The sequence below is a fragment of the Mesorhizobium sp. ESP6-5 genome (assembly GCF_020164695.1).
Taxonomy (GTDB): domain Bacteria; phylum Pseudomonadota; class Alphaproteobacteria; order Rhizobiales; family Rhizobiaceae; genus Mesorhizobium; species Mesorhizobium australicum.
Genome location: NZ_JAIUGR010000008.1, coordinates 12,750 through 34,316, shown reverse-complemented (window position 1 = coordinate 34,316; position 21,567 = coordinate 12,750). Strand labels below are relative to the sequence as shown.

At 62.9% G+C, this 21,567-nt stretch carries 18 protein-coding genes; 9 read left to right on the top strand and 9 right to left on the bottom strand.

Annotated elements, in window-relative coordinates:
- Together kynA and LB524_RS14675 are read right to left on the bottom strand one after the other, a co-directional pair.
- Window positions 1-837 (bottom strand): tryptophan 2,3-dioxygenase, encoded by an 837-nt coding sequence (gene kynA / locus LB524_RS14680; protein WP_140726992.1) that lies wholly within the window; start codon window positions 835-837, stop codon window positions 1-3.
- A complete protein-coding gene (locus LB524_RS14675; protein ID WP_224527664.1) occupies window positions 834-2,459 on the bottom strand; it encodes an AMP-binding protein in 1,626 nt (541 codons plus the stop codon). Before LB524_RS14675 ends, kynA begins: the two co-directional genes overlap by 4 nt.
- A gap of 311 nt (window positions 2,460-2,770) precedes the next feature.
- Between LB524_RS14675 and LB524_RS14670 the strand changes: the two genes are divergently transcribed.
- Window positions 2,771-3,601 carry an alpha/beta hydrolase gene (locus LB524_RS14670; protein WP_015317805.1) on the top strand — a complete coding sequence of 277 codons (831 nt, stop codon included), beginning with the start codon at window positions 2,771-2,773 and terminating at the stop codon, window positions 3,599-3,601.
- Between the two features lie 32 nt (window positions 3,602-3,633).
- Here LB524_RS14670 and glp read toward each other — a convergent pair whose 3' ends face one another.
- The 5 genes from glp to LB524_RS14645 form a co-directional block, all read right to left on the bottom strand.
- Window positions 3,634-4,839 carry a gephyrin-like molybdotransferase Glp gene (gene glp / locus LB524_RS14665; protein WP_224527661.1) on the bottom strand — a complete coding sequence of 402 codons (1,206 nt, stop codon included), beginning with the start codon at window positions 4,837-4,839 and terminating at the stop codon, window positions 3,634-3,636.
- Window positions 4,839-5,321 (bottom strand): cyclic pyranopterin monophosphate synthase MoaC, encoded by a 483-nt coding sequence (gene moaC, locus LB524_RS14660; protein ID WP_224527658.1) that lies wholly within the window; start codon window positions 5,319-5,321, stop codon window positions 4,839-4,841. The genes glp and moaC overlap by 1 nt, the downstream gene beginning before the upstream one ends.
- A 66-nt stretch (window positions 5,322-5,387) precedes the next feature.
- Window positions 5,388-6,233: an indole-3-glycerol phosphate synthase TrpC gene (gene trpC / locus LB524_RS14655; protein ID WP_140790124.1), complete on the bottom strand. Its 846-nt coding sequence runs from the start codon at window positions 6,231-6,233 to the stop codon at window positions 5,388-5,390.
- Between the two features lie 3 nt (window positions 6,234-6,236).
- Window positions 6,237-7,247: an anthranilate phosphoribosyltransferase gene (gene trpD / locus LB524_RS14650; RefSeq protein WP_224527655.1), complete on the bottom strand. Its 1,011-nt coding sequence runs from the start codon at window positions 7,245-7,247 to the stop codon at window positions 6,237-6,239.
- The gene (locus LB524_RS14645) at window positions 7,244-9,136 is read right to left on the bottom strand and encodes a SurA N-terminal domain-containing protein (RefSeq protein WP_015317810.1); all 1,893 of its coding nucleotides are present in this window, start codon (window positions 9,134-9,136) and stop codon (window positions 7,244-7,246) included. Before LB524_RS14645 ends, trpD begins: the two co-directional genes overlap by 4 nt.
- 143 nt (window positions 9,137-9,279) lie before the next feature.
- On the opposite strand from LB524_RS14645, the gene tpiA reads away from it, so the two are divergent.
- The 5 genes from tpiA to LB524_RS14620 all read left to right on the top strand — a co-directional run bounded on the left by tpiA (window position 9,280) and on the right by LB524_RS14620 (window position 14,517).
- On the top strand, window positions 9,280-10,050 hold the full coding sequence (gene tpiA, locus LB524_RS14640; RefSeq protein WP_015317811.1) for a triose-phosphate isomerase: 771 nt from the start codon (window positions 9,280-9,282) through the stop codon (window positions 10,048-10,050).
- Window positions 10,051-10,217: 167 nt separating this feature from the next.
- The gene (gene secG, locus LB524_RS14635) at window positions 10,218-10,694 is read left to right on the top strand and encodes a preprotein translocase subunit SecG (protein WP_224527652.1); all 477 of its coding nucleotides are present in this window, start codon (window positions 10,218-10,220) and stop codon (window positions 10,692-10,694) included.
- Between the two features lie 209 nt (window positions 10,695-10,903).
- A complete protein-coding gene (locus LB524_RS14630) occupies window positions 10,904-12,034 on the top strand; it encodes a L,D-transpeptidase (RefSeq protein WP_224527648.1) in 1,131 nt (376 codons plus the stop codon).
- 297 nt (window positions 12,035-12,331) lie between these two features.
- A complete protein-coding gene (locus LB524_RS14625) occupies window positions 12,332-13,969 on the top strand; it encodes a CTP synthase (RefSeq protein ID WP_083883046.1) in 1,638 nt (545 codons plus the stop codon).
- Between the two features lie 8 nt (window positions 13,970-13,977).
- Window positions 13,978-14,517, top strand: a complete 540-nt coding sequence (locus tag LB524_RS14620; protein ID WP_140616436.1) for a DUF1697 domain-containing protein — start codon at window positions 13,978-13,980, stop codon at window positions 14,515-14,517.
- A gap of 34 nt (window positions 14,518-14,551) precedes the next feature.
- Here LB524_RS14620 and LB524_RS14615 read toward each other — a convergent pair whose 3' ends face one another.
- Both LB524_RS14615 and LB524_RS14610 read right to left on the bottom strand, forming a co-directional pair.
- Complete coding sequence (locus LB524_RS14615; RefSeq protein WP_140616438.1) at window positions 14,552-16,009, bottom strand: NCS1 family nucleobase:cation symporter-1; 1,458 nt, start codon at window positions 16,007-16,009, stop codon at window positions 14,552-14,554.
- A 252-nt stretch (window positions 16,010-16,261) separates the two neighbouring features.
- Window positions 16,262-17,164 carry a LysR substrate-binding domain-containing protein gene (locus tag LB524_RS14610; RefSeq protein WP_224527645.1) on the bottom strand — a complete coding sequence of 301 codons (903 nt, stop codon included), beginning with the start codon at window positions 17,162-17,164 and terminating at the stop codon, window positions 16,262-16,264.
- Window positions 17,165-17,422: 258 nt separating this feature from the next.
- Here LB524_RS14610 and LB524_RS14605 point away from each other — a divergent pair, with 258 nt between their 5' ends.
- From LB524_RS14605 to LB524_RS14595, 3 genes are read left to right on the top strand one after another with little or no spacing between them, the layout of a single operon-like run.
- Window positions 17,423-18,937, top strand: a complete 1,515-nt coding sequence (locus LB524_RS14605) for a leucyl aminopeptidase (protein WP_224527624.1) — start codon at window positions 17,423-17,425, stop codon at window positions 18,935-18,937.
- 39 nt (window positions 18,938-18,976) lie between these two features.
- Complete coding sequence (locus LB524_RS14600; RefSeq protein WP_224527621.1) at window positions 18,977-19,882, top strand: proline iminopeptidase-family hydrolase; 906 nt, start codon at window positions 18,977-18,979, stop codon at window positions 19,880-19,882.
- A gap of 18 nt (window positions 19,883-19,900) precedes the next feature.
- Entirely contained in the window at window positions 19,901-21,562 is a 1,662-nt protein-coding gene (locus tag LB524_RS14595) for an ABC transporter substrate-binding protein (protein WP_224527619.1), read from the top strand.
- Window positions 21,563-21,567: the final 5 nt, after the last annotated feature.

Genomic DNA, 21,567 nt, shown 5'->3' with positions numbered 1-21,567 from the left:
TCAGAGCCGGGTGCGAACCGTCCACAGTTCCGGAAACAGGACGACTTCGAGCATCTTCTTGAGATAGGAGGCGCCCGACGTGCCGCCGGTGCCGCGCTTCAGGCCGATGATGCGCTCGACGGTGGTGACGTGGTTGAAGCGCCAGCGGCGGAAATAGTCCTCGAAGTCGACCAGCTTCTCGGCCAGTTCATAAAACATCCAGTAGCGCTGCGGATCGCGGTACACCGTCTGCCAGGCGACCAGGACTTCTTCGTTCTCGGTCCGCGTCTCGCGCCAATCCGTGCGCTTTGCGTCCGCCCCGATGTCGAAGCCATTGCGGGCCAGAAGCAGCAGCGCTTCATCGTAGAGCGACGGCTCGGCCAGGATCGCCTCCAGCTTCTGGCTGAGGTCCGGCCGGTGCTTGTGCGGCCCGAGCATGGCGAGGTTGCGGTTACCGGCCATGAACTCGATGGCGCGATACTGCCAGGACTGGAAACCCGAGGACTGGCCGAGCGCGTCGCGGAACTCGGTGTATTCGCTGGGCGTCATCGTGCGCAGCACGTCCCAGGCATTGTTCAACTGCTCGAAAATGCGGGCGACACGCGACAGCATCTTAAAGCTCGGTTCGAGGCGGTCGGCACGGATCGAGCGGATCGCCGCGCCAATCTCGTGCAAAGCGAGTTTCATCCACAATTCCGATGTCTGGTGCTGGATGATGAACAGCATTTCGTCATGCGCCGAGGACAGCGGTGTCTGGGCCTCCAGCACTTTCTCCAGGTGCAGATAGTCGCTGTAGGACATGCGCTCCTTGAACGACATCTCTGCGCCTTCAGAGGCCGGATCGTAAGGCTCGCTCAATTGATCTTCTCCGTGCGCAGCCGAAACCGCTGGATCTTGCCGGTCTGGGTCTTCGGCAGAGCGGCGATGAATTTGACCGATCGGGGATATTTGTAGGGCGCGATGGCTGCCTTGACGTGGTCCTGCAGGCGCTTGACGGTCATTGCGTCTGGCGGGACACCTTGCACCAGCACGACATGCGCTTCGACGATCTGGCCGCGCTCGCCATCCTCGGCACCGATGACCGCGCATTCGGCGACATCGGGATGCGACAGCAGCGCCGCCTCGACCTCGGGTCCGGCGATGTTGTAGCCGGCGCTGACGATCATGTCGTCGGAACGCGCGGCGAAGTGGAAGAAGCCGTCCTCATCCTGCGTAAAGGTATCGCCGGTGAGGTTCCAGCCGTCGCGCACATAGTCCTTCTGCCTGTCATCGGCCATGTAGCGGCAGCCGGTCGGCCCGCGCACCGCCAGCCGTCCGGTCTCGCCACGCGGCACCTCGCGCATCTCCTCGTCGACGATGCGCGCCTCGTAACCGCCCACCGGCTTGCCCGTCGAAGCGGGCTTCCTGTCGTCAAAGCGGTTGGAGATGAAGATGTGCAGCATTTCGGTGGCGCCGATGCCATCAAGGATAGGCTTGCCGGTCTTTCGCGTCCACTCTTCGAAGACTGGAGCCGGCAAGGTCTCGCCGGCCGAGACGGCAACGCGCAATGATGAAAGATCGGCGCCTTCGTCCATGGCCTTCAGCATGGCCCGGTAGGCGGTCGGCGCGGTGAAGGAAATGGTCGCTTTGTAGGTCTCGATGATGTGGACCATGTTGGGTGGCGTCGCCTGTTCCAGAAGCGTTGCCGCCGCGCCGAAGCGCAGGGGGAAGATGGCAAGCCCGCCAAGGCCGAAGGTGAAGGCGAGCGGCGGCGAGCCGACGAAGATGTCGTCGGGCGTCACCTGCAGGACTTCACGGGCGTAGGCATCGGCGATGATCAGCAGGTCGCGGTGGAAATGCATCGTCGTCTTCGGCACGCCGGTCGTGCCCGAAGTGAAGCCGAGCAGGGCGACATCGTCGCGGCCGGTGCTGACGGCGGTGAAGGTAACCGGCTTGTCGAGGGCGGCGCGGTCGAGCTCGGCGTCATGGTTGGCGGTGCCGTCGAAGCCGATCACCTGCTTCAGGAACGCGCTGTCCTTGGCGCAGGCGGTCATCTCGTCCATCAGCCTGGTGTCGCAGAGCGCGGTCGTGATCTCGGCCTTGTCGACGATCTTGGTGAGTTCACCGGCGCGCAACATCGGCATGGTGTTGACGACGACAGCACCGACCTTGGTGGCGGCCAGCCAGCAGGCGACCATTGCCGGGTTGTTGGCGGAGCGGATCAGCACCCGGTTCCCCGGCTTGACGCCGTAGTTCTCGACCAGCGCATGGGCAAGCCGGTTCGTCCAGTCGGACAGTTCCTTGTAAGTGCGGCGGCGGCCATTGCCGATCAGCGCGGTGTGGTCACCAAGGCCCTTCTCGACCAGCCTGTCGGTCAATTCGACACCGGCATTGAGGTGTTCTGGATAATCGAAGCCGTCGAGCAGGAAGTCGGGCCATTGCTCGGGTGGCGGCAGATTATCGCGCGTGAACGTGTCGGTATGCGCTGAAGGCCCAAGCATGTCGTCGCTGTCCCTGTCTGCCGCCGGCCAGCGCGCGAGGCACGTGGCGGGAGGCGGTAGATCTGAATTCCTGTCTCTCGCGGAAGGCTTCGTGCGGCCGGCTACACCCTTGTCGACATGTCACCGGAAAGGTGACTATTGGCGGTTCGGACGGCACAGCGGACCTCCCATTTTGTCGGCTGTTCTGAAGGCAGGATCGCACCAGTCGAAATTTGTTTCAAGCCTAAAATGTTTCACCCCAAAGCCTTGACGCACGGTATGGTGACGGCCATTGCTAGCACTGAGACGACGCTGTTTCGGGGAGGGTGCCGATGCTCGACCATCGCATTGCCGATTGGGACAATGCCTATGCCAACGGCGCGAATATTGCCGGCAGCGACCGTTGGCCGGCCGCCTGGTCGGGACCGGCGCAAGCGTTCCGTGACGCACTGTCGGGGGAGGGCCGGGCACGGTTCGACATCGCGTATGGCGATCGGCCGCGCAACCGGCTCGACCTTTTCCTGCCGGAGACCACGCCCAAGGGGCTCGTCGTGTTCATCCATGGCGGCTACTGGCTGGAGTCCGATAAAAGCGGATGGTCGCATCTCGCCAAGGGCGCGGTCGGCAACGGCTTTGCGGTGGCTATGCCTTCCTACACGCTGTGCCCGGACATCCGCATTGCCGGCATTGTCAGCGAAATCGGGGCGGCGATCGGCAAAGCGGCGGCAATGGTCGGGGGACCGCTGATGTTGACCGGACATTCGGCCGGTGGACATCTCGCCAGCCGCATGGTGACCACAACCACACCGCTCGCCACCGATGTCGTGCGGCGCATACGCCACGTCGTTTCGATTTCCGGCTTGCATGATTTGCGCCCGCTGATGCGCACCGGCATGAACGCCGTGCTGAAAATCGATGAGCATGAGGCGCTGACGGAAAGCCCGGCACTGCTGCGGCCAATCGATGGTGCCCGCATCACCTGCTGGGCCGGCGGCGGCGAGCGCTCGGAGTTCCTGCGACAGAATGCGTTGCTGGCCAACATCTGGACCGGGCTTGGCGCCACCACCAGTGCCGTGGTCGAGCCCGACCGGCATCACTACGATGTAGTTGATGGCCTGGCCGATCCGGCGCATGCATTGACGCGGACCTTGATCTCGGAATAAGCCCTGTGATCAGTAAGTTATTACGAAATACTTCAGCGCAACATCAGAACGCTGCAAGCGTCGCCCGCAGCGGATGCAGGGGCAAAAGGCGCGCGAACGACCAGTCCGTTGGCATCGGCCAGCATCCTCAGCATCGAGGAATCCTGGATGCCGAACGGCGTCGCCACCAGTTCGCCGTCATCCTCCCTGACCACCGCCCTCACATAATCCTGGCGCAGGTCATTGGCCGCCATTGCGGCGCCCAGCCGTGCCGGGCGGATATCCTGACGATGGTCGCGACCGCCCAGCCTTGCCAGAAGCGGCTTCAGGAACAATTGCGAGCAGACCAGGCTTGCTACCGGATTACCGGGCAGGCCGATGCATCTGATATCGCCGAGGCGCCCGAACATCAGCGGCTTGCCGGGACGCATGGCGATCTTCCAGAAGCCGAGCGTCATGCCTTCGCCGGTCAGCACGTCATGAACCAGGTCGTGGTCGCCGACCGATGCGCCGCCCAGCGTGACGATGACATCGGCACCCGCCGCGACCGCTTTCCTGACCAGGCCGGCGATGTCGTCCTTGCGGTCGGCGGCGATCCCGAGATCGAGCGCACAGGCACCGACCGATTGTGCCGCCGCGGCGACGCCGTAGGCGTTGGACGAGATGATCTGGTCAGGCCCGAGTTCGCTGCCGGGCGGCAACAACTCGTCACCGGTGGCGATGATGGCGACCAGCGGCCGTTTCACCACGCCTACTCGGGGATGATTGGCCGATGCCGCCAGCGACAGTGCCGCCGGGTCGAGCACGCGCCCGGTCTCCAGCAGCACGTCGCCCTTGGAAAAATCGAGGCCGACGCGGCGAATGTTACGCCACACGGCGGTGGGCTCGATCACTTCGATGTTGCCGCCGCCGAGATCCCGGACGTTTTCCTGGATGACGATGGTGTCGGCGCCGTCAGGCAGCGGTGCGCCGGTGAAGATACGCACTGCCTGTGCCTGGCCGACCGCGCCGTCAAAGCCGCGTCCGGCCGGCGCCATGCCGATCACCGAGAGTTTCGACCGCACCGACGCGACATCGGCGGCTCGCACCGCATAGCCGTCCATGGCCGAAGCGTTGAAGGGCGGCTGGGTGCGCAGCGCCATGACCGGCTCCGCCAGCACACGATCGATCGCCTCGATGAGCGGGACGCTTTCGCCGGCCAGCGGCACGGCGCCGTCGAGCAGGCGCTCGAGCGCGTCGGCGACCGGAACCAGTGCCATCAGAGCCCTGCCTTGTAGTCGCCGGCCTTGCCGCCGGTCTTTTCGACCAGCCGTATGCCGGAGATGACCATGGCGCGGTCAACCGCCTTGGCCATGTCGTAAATGGTCAGGCAGGCCACCGAGGCTGCCGTCAATGCTTCCATTTCGACGCCGGTCTTGCCGGTGACGCGTGCAAGGGCGGTGACCTTCAGGCCGGGCAGAGTATGGTCAGGCTCTATGTCGACGGAAACCTTGGTCAGCAGCAGGGGGTGGCAGAGCGGGATCAACTCATGGGTCTTCTTCGCTGCCATGATGCCGGCGATGCGCGCCGTGCCGAGCACATCGCCTTTTTTGGCATTGCCGGCGAGGATGGTCTTCAACGTCTCTGGCTGCATCGAGACGAAACCCTCGGCGATCGCGGTGCGCGTCGTCTCGTCCTTGCCGCCGACATCGACCATGTTGGCCTCGCCCTGTGCGCCAAGATGGGTGAGAGCGCCTGTCATCGTCAAATCGCCATAGAGCGACGTGCGTCCATTCGGACGCACAGAGTGCGCTCTGTCACTTTGACTCTATGCATCGTGCTCTCCGAAAATCGATTCCGATTTTCGGCCCGCATCGGACGCCTTGCCCGTGAGCAGCGAGCGCGTTGCAGCGGTCACGTCCCGTTGGCGCATCAAGCTCTCGCCCACCAGGAAGGCCCCGATGTCCATCCTTTGCAGTCTAAGGCAATCGTCATGCGAGAAAATGCCGCTTTCGCTGACCAGCAAATGACCCCCCGGCACCATCGCCCGCAGCCGCTCCGACGTATCGAGGCTGGTCTCGAATGTCCGCAGATTGCGGTTGTTGATGCCGATCAATTGCGATGACAGTTTCAGCGCTCGCTCGGTCTCGGCTTCATCGTGCACCTCGATCAGGGCGTCCATGCCGAGCTCGAACGCGGTCGATTCGAGTTGGCTGGCCATGGCATCATCGACGCTGGCCATGATGATCAAAATGGCGTCCGCGCCCCAGGCGCGCGCCTCGTAGACCTGGTAGGGGTCGAACAGGAAATCCTTGCGCAGGGCGGGCAGCGTCACAGCGGCTCGCGCCTCGGTCAGAAACTCCGGTGCGCCCTGAAAGGAGGGCCCATCGGTCAGCACGGAAAGACAGGCCGCGCCGCCTTTTTCATAGGCCCTGGCCAGGCTCGGCGGATCGAAATCGGCACGGATCAGCCCTTTGGACGGACTTGCCTTCTTGATCTCGGCTATCAGTGCGAAGCCACCCGATCCGCGCTTGGCTTCGAGCGCGGCGAGGAACCCGCGCGGCGCGTCGGCGTCCTTCGCGCGCGCCTTGATCTCTGCCAGCGGCACGCTTGCCTTGGCGGCGGCGATCTCGTCGCGCTTGTAGACTTCGATCTTGCGCAGAATGTCAGACACGGTTCACCCGTTCGAAATCTCGACCAGCCGGTCGAGCACCTGCAGCGCCCGGCCGCTGTCGATGGCCTGTGCGGCGATGGCGATGCCGTCACCGAGCGTCGTCGCCTTGGCCGCAATCACCAGTCCGGCGCCGGCATTCATCAACACCGTGTCGCGATAGGCGCCGGCGGTGCCGCCCAGCATATCGCGCAAGGCCTTGGCATTGTAGGCGGCATCACCGCCACGCAACTCATCCTTGGTATGACGCTTCAGTCCAACCTCTTCCGGGGTCAGCGTGAAGCTGCGGATTTCGCCGCCGACCAGTTCGGCTACCTGTGTCTCGCCTGTGGTGGTGATCTCGTCATAACCATCGCCGTGGGCGACCCAGGCATGCTCGGTGCCGAGCGCCTTCAGCGTTTCGGCCACCGGCATGATCCATTCCGGCATGAACACGCCGACCATCTGCCGCCTGACGCTAGCCGGGTTCGAAAGCGGGCCGAGCAGGTTGAAGATGGTGCGCGTACCAAGCTCGCCACGAACCGGACCGACATGCTTCATCGCCGGATGGTGCGCTGGCGCGAACATGAAGCCGACGCCGGCTTCATGGATGCACTTGCCGATTAGCTCCGGCGCGATGTCGATCCTGACGCCAAGGGCAATCAGCACGTCGGCCGCGCCGGTCAGCGAGGACAGGCCGCGATTGCCGTGCTTGGCGACCGGCACGCCGCTGCCGGCAATGACAAAGGCGGAAGCCGTCGAGATGTTGACCGAATGCGAATTATCGCCACCGGTGCCGACGATGTCGATGGCGCCGTCAGGAGCATCGACGCGCAGCATCTTGGCGCGCATCGTGGCGACAGCGCCCGAAATCTCGCTCACCGCCTCGCCGCGTACGCGCAACGCCATCAGGAAGCCGCCGATCTGCCCTGGAGTCGCATCGCCCGACATGATGATGTCAAAGGCCTCGCACGCCTCCTCGAAGGACAGGGCGGTGCCGGTCGCGACCTTGGCGATATGGGTTTTCAGCGCGCTCATCTTGTCGAGGCTTGGGCAACGGCGGCCTGGTCGACGCGGACGTCGTACTGCGTCTGCAACTGCGCCACCAACTGGTCGAGCAGGTCGTCGGACATGCCGGAGGTGAATGATTTCTGCGCGTCGTCCGGCACCGAGCTGGCGTCGGCGCCGGCCGGTTCGAACACTTCGGCGACCTTGAACAGGATCTGGCCATCGCCGGTGGGCGAGGGGATCAATCCGGTGCCGCCTTCGCCGACGCCGAACATGACGGCGGCGCCTTCCTTGCCGAAATCGGCATCGTCGGCTTCGCGCTTCAAGCCGCGCTTGGTCTGCTTCTCCAGCTTGAGTTCGCCGGCGATGACGTCGAGCGTGGTGCCGGCCTTGAGGCGCTTCTCGAGTTCGTCCGCCTTGGCGGCGAGCCGCTTGGCGGTCTCGGCCGCCGTCCAGTCGGCGACAACCTTTTGGCGCACCTCATCAAGAGTGCGGTCGCGGGCCGGTGTGATCGAACCGACCTCATAGAAGACGAAGCCGTTGTCCGCCGTGGTCAGCGCCTCGTTTTCGGTGTTCGGTTCCGCATCGAAGACGGCCTTGATCAGCGCCGGCGATTCCGGCAGGTCCTTGACGATGGAGCCATCGGGCCTCAGGCCGTTGCGATCGATGGCGTCGATGGTGATGTCCTTAAGCTTCAATTTGGCGGCGGCATCGGCCAGCGAACTGCCCGATGCGCGGGTGTCTTCATAATTGTCGTGCACATCCAGAAGGATGCGGCTTGCCTCGCCCAGCGCCAGGTCCTTGCGGATCTGGTCCGACACTTCGGCGAGCGGCTTCACCACCTCGGGCTTGATCTCGGTCACGCGCAGCAGCACCGGACCGAAGGCGCCCTGCACGACCTGGCTGACTTCGTTGGCGTTGAGCGCGAAGGCGGCATCGGCAACCGCCTTGTCGGCGATCTTGTCCTTGGCGAGCGTGCCAAGCAGCGTGTCGGCCGGGGTCTTGCCCTCGGCGGTCACCAGCTTGTCGAAGGTAGCGCCGGCCTTGAGCGAATCGAGCGCCGCCTTGGCGGCATCCGGCGTCTTGAACACAAGCTGCTCGATGGTGCGCATTTCGGGCGTGGTGTAGCGTGACTTGTTCTTGTTGTAGTCGTCACTGACCTGCTGGTCGGTGACCGCGGTCGTATCCATTATGTCCGCCGGTTCGAGGCGAACATACGAGAATTTGCGGTATTCAGGTGCGGCGTAGCTCTTCTTGTTGGCCTCGAAATAGGCCTGAAGCACGCTGTCGCTCGGCGCCGCGATCGGCTCGACCAGCGCCTTCGGCAAAGTCAAATAGTCGACGGTGCGGTCTTCACCGCGGTAGAGCGCGACCGCCTTGAAGAACGTGTCCGGCGCCTTGAGGCCGTCCGAGACCGCCTCGACGATCTGCTGGCGCACCGCCACCTGGGCACGGTTCTTCAGATAATCCTCGGGCCGCATGCCGACCTGGTGCAGCATGTAGTCGAATGTCCTTCGGTCGAACTGACCCCCAGGGCCCTTGAAAGCCGGGTCTTCGCGGGTGAGTTCGGCCAGCCGATCCTTGGAAAGGCCGAGGCCGAGCTTGCGTGCCTGCTCGTCGAGGACGGCACCGGAAACGAGTTGCGCCAGCACCTGGTTGTCGATGCCGAGCGCCTTTGCCTGTTCATGGGTGAGGCGCTGACCAAACTGCTGCGACATGACGGCGAGCTGGCGGTCATAGGCGAGGCGGTATTCGTTGATCGATACCTTGGTGCCGCCGGCCGTTATCACCGAATCGTGGCCCGCGAAGCCGCCCATCAGCCGTCCGGAGATGCCCCAGGCCGCGAAACTGACCACCAGCAGCGAAAGCAATGTCTTCGCGACCCAGGTACCCGCCGCGCTTCTCAATATACCAAGCATGGTTACTTCCGATTTATGCGCATTTTCGCATGCGCCGAGTCTGAACCAAGCGCAATAGCGCCCTTCCTGCCCACTGTCGATTGCTTTGTGGCCTGATTTTGGTAGTGAGGGCCAGAGCTTGATATCGCCCGGAGAAGCACACCATGACACCAGGAATTCGCCCGCTTGTCGCCGGCAACTGGAAAATGAACGGCACCAGCGCCTCGCTGAACGAGCTCAGGATGATCGGCAACGGTTTCATGAGCGGGCTCGACGCCGAAACCGAAGCGCTGGTCTGCGTTCCCGCGACGCTGCTTTCCCATGCCGCGGAGATTTTGTCGCGCACGCCGGTCCATGCCGGTGGCGAGGACTGCCATCCCAAGGAAAGCGGTGCCTATACCGGCTGTATCTCCGCGGAGATGCTGAAGGACGCAGGCGCCAGCCATGTCATTGTCGGCCATTCCGAATGCCGCGAGCAAAGCGGCGAGGACGATGCGACGGTCCAGGCCAAGGCCACCGCCGCCTGGCGGGCCGGGCTCGTGGCCATCGTGTGCATCGGCGAGACGCGGCAGGAGCGTGAGGCTGGAGCGACGCTGGAGGTGCTGTCGCGCCAGGTCGCCGGCTCGGTGCCGCCAAGCGCCACGCCATCGAACACCGTCATTGCCTATGAGCCGGTTTGGGCGATCGGCACCGGCCTGACGCCAACCGCGGCCGATGTGGCCGAGGCGCATGCGCATATCCGCGAAAAGCTGGCGGAAAAACTTGGGGCCGCCGCCGCCAGGATGCGCATCCTGTACGGTGGCTCGGTCAAGCCTTCCAATGCCGTTGAACTGCTGGGCGTCAGGAATGTCGACGGCGCGCTGGTCGGCGGTGCCAGCCTGAAAGCGGCTGATTTCCTGGGCATCGCCGAAGCCTATCGCAGCATTGCTGGCTGAGATTCACGAGGATGGACGGGTCTCGTCCCGTTCAAATTCGTTGCAAAGAGGGCGTTGCTTCCCATATTCCGGCCACGGGCTTGGAAATGCCGTGAAAGCATTGTATTGAGCCGCCTCCAATTCACCGGCCGTGTCCGCGGCCGGGCAGGGCCTTGCCAGGATAAATTATGCAAACCGTACTGATCGTCATTCATCTCATGGTCGTGCTCGCCCTTGTCGGCGTGGTGCTGCTGCAGCGCTCCGAAGGCGGCGGTCTCGGCATTGGTGGCGGATCGGGCTTCATGACCGCGCGCGGCGCGGCCAACGCATTGACCCGGGCGACGGCGATCCTGGCGGCAGCGTTCTTTGTGACGTCGCTGACCTTGTCGATCATTGCCCGCTACGGCGAAAAGCCGATCGACATTCTCGATCGGGTTCCCGCGACCTCGGATGGCGCCGGCAAGGGTGTGCTCAACCAATTGCCGGGTACGGCCACGCCGGCACCCGCCGGCAATACCACGCCGACGCCTCCGTCCGGCAACGACGCCGTGACAAAACCGCTGGCAACGGCCCCGGCCACCGCGCCCGCCGGCAGCACCACGCCGCCAGCGGCCAATGGAACCACCAACACCGCGCCGGCGTCGCCTCAGGTTCCGAACCAATAACCTTATGTTCTAAACCGCGATCTGTGTTCGTTTGAACACAGTCGCGGCAAATGCTGCGCAATCACGAAGATTCGACAGACCGCGGCGCGGTCTCGCGCTTGAGGCATACGCGCTTATTCGACTATAGATTGCACGCGGCATTTTCGGCGTCCTTGGGGGACGCCGGGCGACGCCGTGGGCAACAAGCATTGAACGATCGGATCTTCGCCATGCAGCTTCGCAGCTTCATTTTCCTGGGACTTTGCGCCGCAATCGGCATGAGTTCCCCGGCCTCCGCCGCCATGCCGGCAAACATGGCCGCACAACAGTCGGTGTCGCTTGAAAAGACCGACGCCATCCCCGTCGCGGCCAAAAGCGATGCGACGCAGTTGAAGCTTCTCAAGAAGAAGAAAAACCCTACGCCGGAGGATCTCGCCCAGATCAAGAAGATCGAGGCCAAGATCGTTGCCGACAAGGAGGTCGCCAAGGCCAAGGCGCTCGAGGCCAGGAAAATGGCGATGCGCGAGGCGGCCAAGGCCAGGGCTGACGCAGATCGGCAGGCGTTCCTGGCCAGCAAGGGCCAGAAAGCAGCGGCAACCGAAGTGGCCGATGCCAAGCCGGCCAAGAAGACCGTCAAGATCATCGAACCGATCGAACCTATCACCCCGATCCCGGCGGCCGAGCCGATCCCAGCCGAGGCGATGAATGTCGCTTTGACGGGCAACAATGGCGAACTGCGCAGCGAGGTCGTCGGCGGCCAGAAGCAGTCAAGCGGCGGCCTGTTCGCGGGTCTGTTCGGTGGAACATCGTCTGGCTCATCGATCAGCTATCTGCCCGAGACACGCGCGCTCGACTCGGCACTTGCCCAGAAGAACGCCAAGAAGCCGTTCAAGGTGAAGCCGGAATTCGTGCCTCAGGACGTGGAATTCACCGGCTATGACGCCGGCACAATCGTCATCGACACCAGCGCTCGCCGACTCTACCTCGTCGAATCATCGACCACCGCACGCCGTTACGCCATCGCGGTCGGCCGCGAAGGCCTGCAGTTCAAGGGCACGGTCGCGGTTGGTGACAAGCAGGAGTGGCCGCGCTGGATCCCGACGCTCGACATGCAGAAGCGCGAGCCCAAGCACTACGGCCAGTACAAGGACGGCATGGCCGGCGGCGGCCAGAACCCGCTCGGCGCCCGCGCCATCTATCTCTATGATGGCAGGAAGGACACGCATCTGCGTATCCACGGCACCATCGCGCCGCAGTCGATCGGCACCAGCGCGTCCAATGGCTGCTTCCGCATGATGAACGAGCACGTCATGGATCTATACAGCCGCGTCCGGGTCGGCACCAAAGTCGTCATCATCTGACGTTTCCGTCATCATGCCGAAGGGCCGGCTCAGCCGGCCCTTTTGTTTTGTTTAGAGCGATTCAACGTTTGATGGAATCGCCGACCGGCTCTAAGCCCTTGTTTTTACGCCATTCCGGACGGAATCGCTACGCACCTTCCTGGAATTGCTGTAAGACCCCCGGTCAAAACCCTTTGGCCGTGATGCCTGTCCGAAAGCCGGATCCCACTTTTCGGGATCATGGTCCGAGCGCCTTTTTGGGAAAAAGCCTTCGCGGCGGTTTTTTCTCTGGCGGAATCAATCCGGCCGCGTTAAGCGATGACTCCCATGGCGCGATATGTATTCATCACAGGCGGCGTGGTTTCCTCACTTGGAAAAGGCATTGCCGCAGCGGCCCTTGGGGCTCTCCTGCAGGCGCGAGGTTATCGCGCACGCATCAAAAAACTCGACCCTTATCTGAACGTCGATCCCGGCACGATGTCGCCGTACCAGCACGGCGAGGTGTTCGTCACCGATGACGGTGCCGAGACCGACCTCGATCTTGGCCATTACGAGCGCTTCACCGGCCGGTCCGCCAATCAGCAGGACAACATCACGACCGGGCGTATCTACAAGAACATCATCGAGCGCGAGCGGCGCGGCGATTATCTCGGCGCCACCGTGCAGGTGATCCCGCACGTCACCGACGAGATCAAGAATTTCGTCCTCGACGGCAATGACGACTATGATTTCGTGCTGTGCGAGATCGGCGGCACGGTCGGCGACATCGAGGCGATGCCGTTCCTCGAGGCGATCCGCCAGCTCGGCAACGATCTGCCGCGCAACAACGCCGTCTATGTCCACCTGACGCTGATGCCCTATATCCCGACGGCGGGCGAACTGAAGACCAAGCCGACCCAGCATTCGGTCAAGGAGCTGCGCGGCATAGGCATCGCGCCCGACATTCTTCTGGTGCGCGCCGACCGCGCCATCCCCAAGGAAGAGCGCCGCAAGCTGTCGCTGTTCTGTAATGTCAGGGAAAGCGCCGTCATCCAGGCGCTCGACGTGCCACATATCTACGACGTGCCGATGGCCTATCACAAGGAAGGTCTGGATTCGGAAGTGCTCGCTGCCTTCGGCATCGAGCCGGCGCCCAAGCCGCGCATGGAGCCGTGGCAGGCAGTCTCCAACCGCATCCACAATCCGGAGGGCGAGGTCACCATCGCCATCGTCGGCAAGTATACCGGCCTCAAGGATGCCTACAAATCGCTGATCGAGGCGCTTTCGCATGGCGGGCTGGCCAACCACGTCAAGGTCAAGCTCGACTGGATCGAATCGGAAATCTTCGAAAAGGAAGACCCGACGCCTTGGCTGGAGAAGGTGCACGGCATATTGGTGCCCGGCGGCTTCGGCGAACGCGGCTCAGAAGGCAAGATCCTGGCGGCCAAATTCGCACGCGAGCGCAAGGTGCCGTATTTCGGCATCTGCTTCGGCATGCAGATGGCGTGCATCGAGGCGGCGCGATCGCTGGCCGGTGTCGAACATGCCTCGTCGACCGAATTCGGCCCGACCAAGGAGCCGGTCGTCGGTTTGATGACCGAATGGCTGAAAGGCAACATGCTGGAAAAGCGCAGGGCGACTGGCGATCTCGGCGGCACCATGCGGCTCGGCGCCTATCAGGCCGAGCTCGCCAAGGGTTCGAAGATCGCCGACATCTACGGCGACACCCAGATTTCCGAACGTCACCGGCACCGCTACGAGGTCAATATCGACTACAAGCAGCGCCTGGAGGATTGCGGGCTGGTGTTTGCAGGCATGTCGCCCGACGGTGTGCTGCCGGAGACGGTCGAATACCCCGACCATCCCTGGTTCATCGGCGTGCAATATCACCCCGAACTGAAGAGCCGGCCGCTCGATCCGCATCCGCTGTTTGCCAGCTTCATCGAGGCGGCGGTGGAGCAGAGCCGCCTGGTCTGATCGCTCCCATGCGGACCTATGTCGCGCTTCTCTACAGCATCGTCCTGGGAGAGGGGCGGCGGGTCGTCATGTCCGACCTCAAGGCCATGGCGGAAAGTCTCGGCCTGAAGAATGTCCGCACCTTGGTGGCGACCGGCAACCTGGTCTTCGAGAGTGAAAAGACCTCGATCACCACGCTTGAGACCCGCCTGGAATCCGCCTTCGAACAGGCCTTTGGCCGCCATGTCGATATCATCGTGCGTGCCGCCGAAGACTGGCGCAAACTCGCAAGCGGTAATCCATTCCCGACCGAGTCGGTGGAAGCCGGCGACCAGGTGGCGGTGCGCGTAATGCGCAAACCTGTAGCCGAAGACGCCATATCCGGGCTTCAGGCCTGTGCCGCCGCGGACGAGAAAGTGCTTCTGGCCGGCGGAGACATCTGGGTCGTCTTTTCAAGGGAGAGGCCTAGCTCGCGCCTGCTTGCCGCCGCCAACCACAAGCGCATGGGCGTCGGCACCTCGCGCAATTGGAACACCGTGCGCAAGCTGGCCGAAATGGTCGCGCGGTAGAGCGGGGCGGCTCGGGCCGCCCCGCTCTGGTTCATCAAGCTTTCGCCACCTTGGCGCCGGCGCTCACGGCCGCGGTGCGCAGCACGTAGTAGATGACGCCGGCAATCGCCACGCCGAAGAACCAGCCATAGACGCCCCACCAGGACGGCAGCCAGTTGGTGAAGTTGGGCAGGATCGACGAGAAGATGGCGCCAATGCCGGCGGCGATGAACGCATTGACGTGCCAGCCACCCTGGAAGCGGAACTCGCCGTCCTCGCGATACAGCGCCTCGACGTCGACTTCACCTTTGCGGATCAGATAGTAATCGACCATCATCACGCCGAAGATCGGCCCCATCGTTGCGCCGATGACGTTGACGAAGGAAGCCGCACTGCCTTCCCACGGTGCGAAGGGATAGAGCACCAGCGCGATGACGGCCGCGATGTAGCCGCCTTTCTTGAAGTCGATCTGGCGGGGAAAGACATTGGAAAAGTCGAAGGCCGGCGAGACGAAGTTGGCCACGACATTGATGCCGAGCGTCGCCACCGCGAAGGTGAGCGCCGCGAGCGCGGCCAGGAACCAGCTGTCGAACTTGGCCGAGATCTGGTCGGGGTGCAGCAGCACCTCATGGTAGACGTCGTAGGCGGCGATGGTGGTGACGCCGGCGACCAGCGAGAACAGGATCAGGTTGATAGGCAGGCCCCAGATATTGCCCTTGCGCAGCGATGCCTGGTCGGGGGCATAACGGGCGAAATCGCAGAAGTTTAGATAGAGCGCCGAGAAGTACGTCACCCAGATCGCCGCCACGGCAAACAGTGCGGTCCAAGACCCTGGAGTACCAGGGACGCCCGCATCCTTGGTCTTTTCAAGTAATACATCCATTGGGATATCGCTGGTGAAAGCGAAGGTTCCTGATTTGACGCAGAGATAGATGGCCAGGATCAGCATCATCACCCAGACCGCCGGGCCGGCCCAGTCCTGGAAGCGGCGCACCGTTTCCATACCGCGCTGGATGATCAGCAGTTGCAGTGCCCATATGATCACGAAGCAGATCACCTCCAGGCCGGAATGGCCAAGGAAATGGGTATTGGCGTTGAAATCGGCGAACCATTGCGAGCGGATCAGCAATGCGACGATGGCGCCTGAGGCGGCCGCTGTCTGCGCGCCGTACCAGAAGCAGGCGACGATGGCGCGCACCAGTGCCGGAATGTTGGCGCCCCAGATGCCGAAGGAGGCGCGGGCGAGCACGGGGTAGGGCACACCGGTCTTCACACCGGCATAACCGACCATGTTCATCAATGCGTAGATGATCAGCGAACCGATGCCGATGGCGATGATGAAATTGACGAAGCCGCCGCAGAACAGAAACAGGCTGGCGGCGAGGTAGTAGCCCCACAGGCTATGGACGTCCGACGTCCAGACGTTGAAGATCGAAAACGGTCCCCAGTTTCGAACCTTGGCAGGAGCGAGGTCTTCATTATACAGGTCAGGCGATGCGCCTTGTATCGTCATTGCAATGTCCCCTTCTTGCAGCACGCGCCCTCACGCGTTGACCGCAGAGGTTACGCCTGACGCAGGGGAACCGGCAAGCAATCGATTTGCCGGCTTTGGCCTTAAAGATATTCAATGCGAACCGCGATTATCGAGAGCCCGTGATGGTGAGCCGCTTTTGAAACAGGCCTGCCTGTCGATTCGAATTCTCGATCCACGGCTTCCAAGCTGGACAAACCCGCGTTCCCGACGCCTATCGGCAAGCAAGGCTGCCTAGGCGATGGCCATCACCCGCTTGTGGTCCTCGACTTCGGAAAGCAGCCAATCCTGAAACAGGCCCGTACCCGGCTTGTTTCCGATGCTGCGGCGCTGATGCAGGTAGATGCCCGCCGGATAGGTATGGCGGGCGCTGAACGGGGCGACCAGTTTGCCCTGCTGCAGCAGATCCTGGGCCATCATCGTGTCGGCGAGCGCTATTCCAGCGCCATTGATCGCCTCGCGCATGATCAGCGTACAATCATCCAGCGTCGTGCTGGATTTCGGCGTCGTGTCCAACACGCCTTCCTGCTCCAGCCAGCGCTTCCATCGCATGGTCTCGCATTCGTGGATCAGGTGGTGGTTGACCAGGTCGGCGGGCGATCGCAGCGGCATCGGCCCTTCAAGCAGCGAGGGCGCACAGACCGGCGTCAGGACCAGCGGGATCAGCAGCGTCAGAGCCGGGCCGGCCTTGTAGACGAACTCGTCGACGATGGCCAAATCGAAATTGGCCCGCTTGCCCGATGTCGAGATCTCCAGATCCACGGACGGATGCCGCCGGCGAAAATTCGGCAGCCGGTCCGCCAGCCAAAGGTTCAGGACAGCAGGGACGCACAAAACCCGGACACGCTGGGTCCTGCCGTGGCTTGGGGCCCCGGCGAGACTGACATCATCGGTGGCCCGCCAGATGGCTTCGAATGCTTCGGAGAGGCTGCGTGCGTAATAAGAGCCCCGAATGGTCGGCGTTATCTGCCGAAAGCCGCGCTCGAACAGGTCCTGGCCGAGATTCCGTTCGAGTGCGCGGATGTGACGGCTGATAGCCGAGGGTGTCAGATGCAGCTCTTCGGCTGCGTCCTTGACGCTGCCGAGACGGGCGGCGGCCTCGAAAGCGCGCATGCCATTGAGTGAGGGTAGGGCCATCGGCCGATCATGAATTGCCAGTTGAGTTTTTGTCAATCGATATGGACAAAATTGGCGTTTGATCGCCTGACCCGTTCGGGGATACCCAAGAGGCAAGAGCAATTAAGTCGTCTCAAGAACGACAATTTGGGGACTTCGGCACGATCCAACCAGAGGTGACGGCCGGTTTGACCGGTTTCCACCGGCGGCAGGAGAAGCCTTGCGCAAACTGCAAGCCGCGCCTCGGCCAAATCCCCGCAAAGAGGAGAACGCCTACCTATGCCTCAATCGCCAGTGCCGGTCTTTGAAACGGCGGACAAGATTTCCGCTGAAACCTCCGTCGTCGTGATCTTGCAGGCCGCTCAAACCGGCTTTGGCCCGCGTGCAACGGCCCTGGACACCGAAATGGGCGGGATCCTCTCCCGGGCCTGTGCGGATGCGGCTGCCTTGGCTCAATCCGGCGCCTGTATCGATGTCATCGCCCCCCAGGCGGTATCGGCGCGGCGCGTGATTGTCCTGGCCATGGGCAAGGCCGAGGCCGTCACCGCACTCTCCTTGGCGCGTGCCGGCGGCCTGCTTGCCGCGCATCTGGAGGGCAAAGGGGAATGCGCGGCCACCCTGGTCCTGGACCCCATTGCCGGCATAAGTCTGCCGGGAGCGGAAATCCTGGCAAGAGTCGCGCTTGGCATGCGGCTGCGGCGCTATCGTTTCGACATGCGCAACCGGCGCCAAGGGGCGGGGGCCGATCGGACCCTTCGGGTGCAACTGGTCGGGGCCGGCGGTCCGGAGCTGAATTCGGCGCTGGCGCGGATCAATGCCATCGCGGATGGCGTCGAATATGCGCGCACACTGGTCAACCTGCCGCCGAACCATCTCCATCCCGACAATTTCCACGATCACCTGGAGCCTCTGCGCGAAGCCGGCATCGACGTCGAGATACTCGATACGGCGAAGCTCAGGGAATTCGGCATGAACGCGATACTGGCCGTGGGGTCGGGTTCGGTACGGCCGCCACGAGTCGCCGTCCTGCGCTATCGCGGCAAGGGTGCTCCTGCGCAGCCGCTGGCGTTCGTCGGCAAGGGTGTCTGTTTTGATTCCGGCGGTCTCTGCATTAAACGCGGCGAGCAGATGTTCGATATGAAGGCCGATATGGGCGGTGCGGCCGCCGTGGTCGGCCTGCTGATCGCCCTGGCCCGGCAAGGCAGCCCGGTGCACGTCGTCGGTGTGCTCGGCATTGCCGAGAACATGCCGTCAGGCACCGCGCTCAAGCCGCGCGACATCATCACGACAGCGTCCGGGCAAACCGTGGAAGTGTTCGACACGGATGCGGAAGGCCGCCTGATCCTGGCCGACTGCCTCTATTATGCCGCTTCGCGCTTCAATCCGTCGGTGATCGTCGACCTCGCCACCTTGACCTATTCGGTGATGCGCGGTCTTGGATCGGTATTCGCCGGTCTCTTCAGCACCGACGATGCCATCGCCTCGCGGATGATCGCGGCCGGAGAAATAGTCGGCGAGCGGTTCTGGCAGCTGCCGCTCGACCGGGCTTATGACGAGGGCCTGCAATCGCCGTTCGCGGACCTGCGACATCACGCCAAGGACATGGAAGACGGCGACGCTCCTTACGCGGCGGCGTTCCTGCGACACTTCACGGAAGACCGCCCCTGGGTGCATCTCGACATCGCCGGCAAGGAACTGACCGAGAAGGATCAGCCCCTGGGCCGGGAAGGCGCTACCGCATTCGGTGTGCAGATGCTGGAAGAATGGGTTCGCTCCAGCCGGGTTGCAAACTAGGTGACCAGCGGCATGCCTTCAAACATTCAGGAGATCGGGATGTCATCGGAGATCGTCACCAGGGAAGGGCGGGCCGATTTCGGCGACTACGAAACCTGGTATCGCGTCAGCGGTAACCTCGATGCTGACAAGGCTCCGATCGTCATTTTGCATGGCGGGCCGGGCGCCGCCCACAATTACGTCGATGCCTACAAGCTTCTTGCCCGAAGAGGCCGCGCCGTCATCCACTACGACCAACTGGGCTGCGGCAACTCCACCTTGCTGCCGGACAAAGGCGCCGATTTCTGGACACCCAGGCTGTTCATCGACGAGCTTGAAAACCTTGTCGACCATCTCGGCATCCGCGGCGGCTTCCACGTGCTCGGACAGAGCTGGGGCGGCATGTTGGGCGCCGAGTATGGGGTGACGCGGCCGAAGGGCTTGAAGTCGCTGACTATCGCAAACTCGCCGGCGTCCATGAAGCTCTGGGTAGAAGAGGCCAACCGGCTGCGCGCCGACCTGCCTATGGACGTACAGGAGACGCTGACCCGGCACGAACAGGCTGGCACGACGGATCATCCGGACTACCAGGAAGCAACGATGGTGTTCTACGAGCGGCATGTCTGCCGGATCGTTCCGTTCCCGGCCGAAGTGACCGAGACCTTCGCCCAGGTCGTGCGCAATCCGACGGTTTACAACGTTATGAACGGGCCGAACGAGTTCCATGTCATCGGTACGCTGAAGAACTGGAGCATCATCGATCGGCTGCCCGCCGTCGATGTTCCGACGCTGATCATTTCCGGCCGTTACGACGAAGCCACGCCCGCGACCGTGCAGCCGTTCAAGGACGGCATCGAGGGATCGCGCTGGCAGGTATTCGAGCATTCCAGCCATATGCCGCATGTCGAAGAGCAGGATCTATGCATGCGGGTGGTGGGAGACTTCCTGGACGACAACGACAACTGAAAAAAGGGGAACTGCGACATGAAGAAACTGCTCTTGGCGGCCTCAGCCGCGGCATTGCTGGCCGGCTCGTGGCTGGCTCCGGCACAGGCCGAATACCTCAAGGAACATCGCGGCGGCACTATTCGCCTGCTGGCCCGCTCGGCCGCCGGAACGCTCGATCCGCACATCAATTACACCGACCAGGGCTGGCAGATGTATCAGCCGATCTATGACGGGCTGGTCGCCTTCCGCAAGGCCGAGGGCATGGACGGCTTCACCATCGTCCCCGATCTGGCCGAGGCGCTGCCCGAGGTGACCAATGACGGCAAGACCTTCACCTTCAAACTGCGCAAGGGCATCAAGTTCTCCGACGGCAAGGATCTCGGCGTGAAGGACGTCGTTGCTTCCTTCCAGCGCATCTTTAAGGTCTCGGGGCCGACCTCGGGCACCTTCTATGCCGGCATCGTCGGCGCCGACAAATGCCTTGCCGAAACCAAGAGCTGCACGCTGGAAGGCGGCATTGTCGGCGACGAAGCGGCAGGCACCATTACGTTGAACCTCACCAAGCCGGACGCCGAGATCCTCTACAAGCTTGCGTTGCCGCATGCCGTGGTCCTGCCGGCGGACACGCCCGCAGAAGACATGGGCTCCAAGCCCATCCCCAGCACCGGCGCCTACATGATCTCCGCCTTCGATCCCAACAAGGGCATGACGGTGACCCGCAACCCCAATTTCAAGCAATGGAGCGAGGACGCCCAGCCGGACGGCTATCCTGATGTCGTCCAGTATGATTTCGGCCTCTCCGAGGAAGCTGCCGTCACCGCGATCCAGAACGGGGAAGCCGACTGGATGTTCGACGCGCTGCCCAGCGATCGTCTCGGCGAACTCGGTACCAAGGCCATGGACCAGTTGCATATCTCGCCGCTCTCGGCCTGGTGGTATGCGCCGCTCAACAACCGGCTGGCGCCGTTCGACAATGAAAAGGCGCGCCAGGCCGTTGCCTACGCGGTCGACCGCAACACGCTGGTCAAGCTGTTTGGCGGCAAGGTGCTGGCCTCGCCGGTGTGTCAGGTCCTGCCTCCGGATTTCCCCGGCCACGAAGACTACTGCCCCTTCACCAAGAACCCCGGCGCCAAGTGGTCGGCGCCAGACCTCGACAAGGCAAAGCAGCTCGTCGAGGAATCGGGCACCAAGGGCCAGAAGGTGACCATCATCGTCGAGGACACGGCCATTTCCCGCTCCATCGGCGTCTATCTGCAGAGCGTGCTGACCACCATCGGCTATGTCGCCGACGTCAAGCCGATCTCGTCGAACATCCAGTTCACCTACATCCAGAACACCAACAACAAAGTGCAGATGTCCGTCACCCAATGGTACAAGGACTATCCCGCGGCTTCGGACTTCCTGAACATCCTGTTCAGCTGCGCATCTTTCCGTGAAGGCTCGGACGCTTCGATCAACATCGCCGGCTTCTGCGACAAGGATATCGACGCCAAGATGCAGAAGGCATTGGACCTCGGTGTGACCGACCAGAAAGCCGCCGACAAAATGTGGGCCGAAATCGACAGGCAAGTCACGGACAAGGCACCGGCCGTCGGCCTCTTCACGCCGAAGCGGCTTGACTTCGTCAGCAAGCGCGTGGGCAATTTCAAGTTCAACCGGCAGTTCAACTGGATGATCACCCAGTCGTGGGTACAGTAATGGCC

What these genes read in the sequence shown, in the direction of transcription:
- LB524_RS14675 (WP_224527664.1), bottom strand. Translation starts at nt 2,459, where the DNA reads ATGCTTGGGCCTTCAGCGCATACCGACACGTTCACGCGCGATAATCTG.
- LB524_RS14670 (WP_015317805.1), top strand. Translation starts at nt 2,771, where the DNA reads ATGCTCGACCATCGCATTGCCGATTGGGACAATGCCTATGCCAACGGC.
- glp (WP_224527661.1), bottom strand. Translation starts at nt 4,839, where the DNA reads ATGGCACTGGTTCCGGTCGCCGACGCGCTCGAGCGCCTGCTCGACGGC.
- moaC (WP_224527658.1), bottom strand. Translation starts at nt 5,321, where the DNA reads ATGACAGGCGCTCTCACCCATCTTGGCGCACAGGGCGAGGCCAACATG.
- trpD (WP_224527655.1), bottom strand. Translation starts at nt 7,247, where the DNA reads ATGAGCGCGCTGAAAACCCATATCGCCAAGGTCGCGACCGGCACCGCC.
- LB524_RS14645 (WP_015317810.1), bottom strand. Translation starts at nt 9,136, where the DNA reads ATGCTTGGTATATTGAGAAGCGCGGCGGGTACCTGGGTCGCGAAGACA.
- tpiA (WP_015317811.1), top strand. Translation starts at nt 9,280, where the DNA reads ATGACACCAGGAATTCGCCCGCTTGTCGCCGGCAACTGGAAAATGAAC.
- secG (WP_224527652.1), top strand. Translation starts at nt 10,218, where the DNA reads ATGCAAACCGTACTGATCGTCATTCATCTCATGGTCGTGCTCGCCCTT.
- LB524_RS14630 (WP_224527648.1), top strand. Translation starts at nt 10,904, where the DNA reads ATGCAGCTTCGCAGCTTCATTTTCCTGGGACTTTGCGCCGCAATCGGC.
- LB524_RS14625 (WP_083883046.1), top strand. Translation starts at nt 12,332, where the DNA reads ATGACTCCCATGGCGCGATATGTATTCATCACAGGCGGCGTGGTTTCC.
- LB524_RS14620 (WP_140616436.1), top strand. Translation starts at nt 13,978, where the DNA reads ATGCGGACCTATGTCGCGCTTCTCTACAGCATCGTCCTGGGAGAGGGG.
- LB524_RS14615 (WP_140616438.1), bottom strand. Translation starts at nt 16,009, where the DNA reads ATGACGATACAAGGCGCATCGCCTGACCTGTATAATGAAGACCTCGCT.
- LB524_RS14610 (WP_224527645.1), bottom strand. Translation starts at nt 17,164, where the DNA reads ATGGCCCTACCCTCACTCAATGGCATGCGCGCTTTCGAGGCCGCCGCC.
- LB524_RS14605 (WP_224527624.1), top strand. Translation starts at nt 17,423, where the DNA reads ATGCCTCAATCGCCAGTGCCGGTCTTTGAAACGGCGGACAAGATTTCC.
- LB524_RS14600 (WP_224527621.1), top strand. Translation starts at nt 18,977, where the DNA reads ATGTCATCGGAGATCGTCACCAGGGAAGGGCGGGCCGATTTCGGCGAC.
- LB524_RS14595 (WP_224527619.1), top strand. Translation starts at nt 19,901, where the DNA reads ATGAAGAAACTGCTCTTGGCGGCCTCAGCCGCGGCATTGCTGGCCGGC.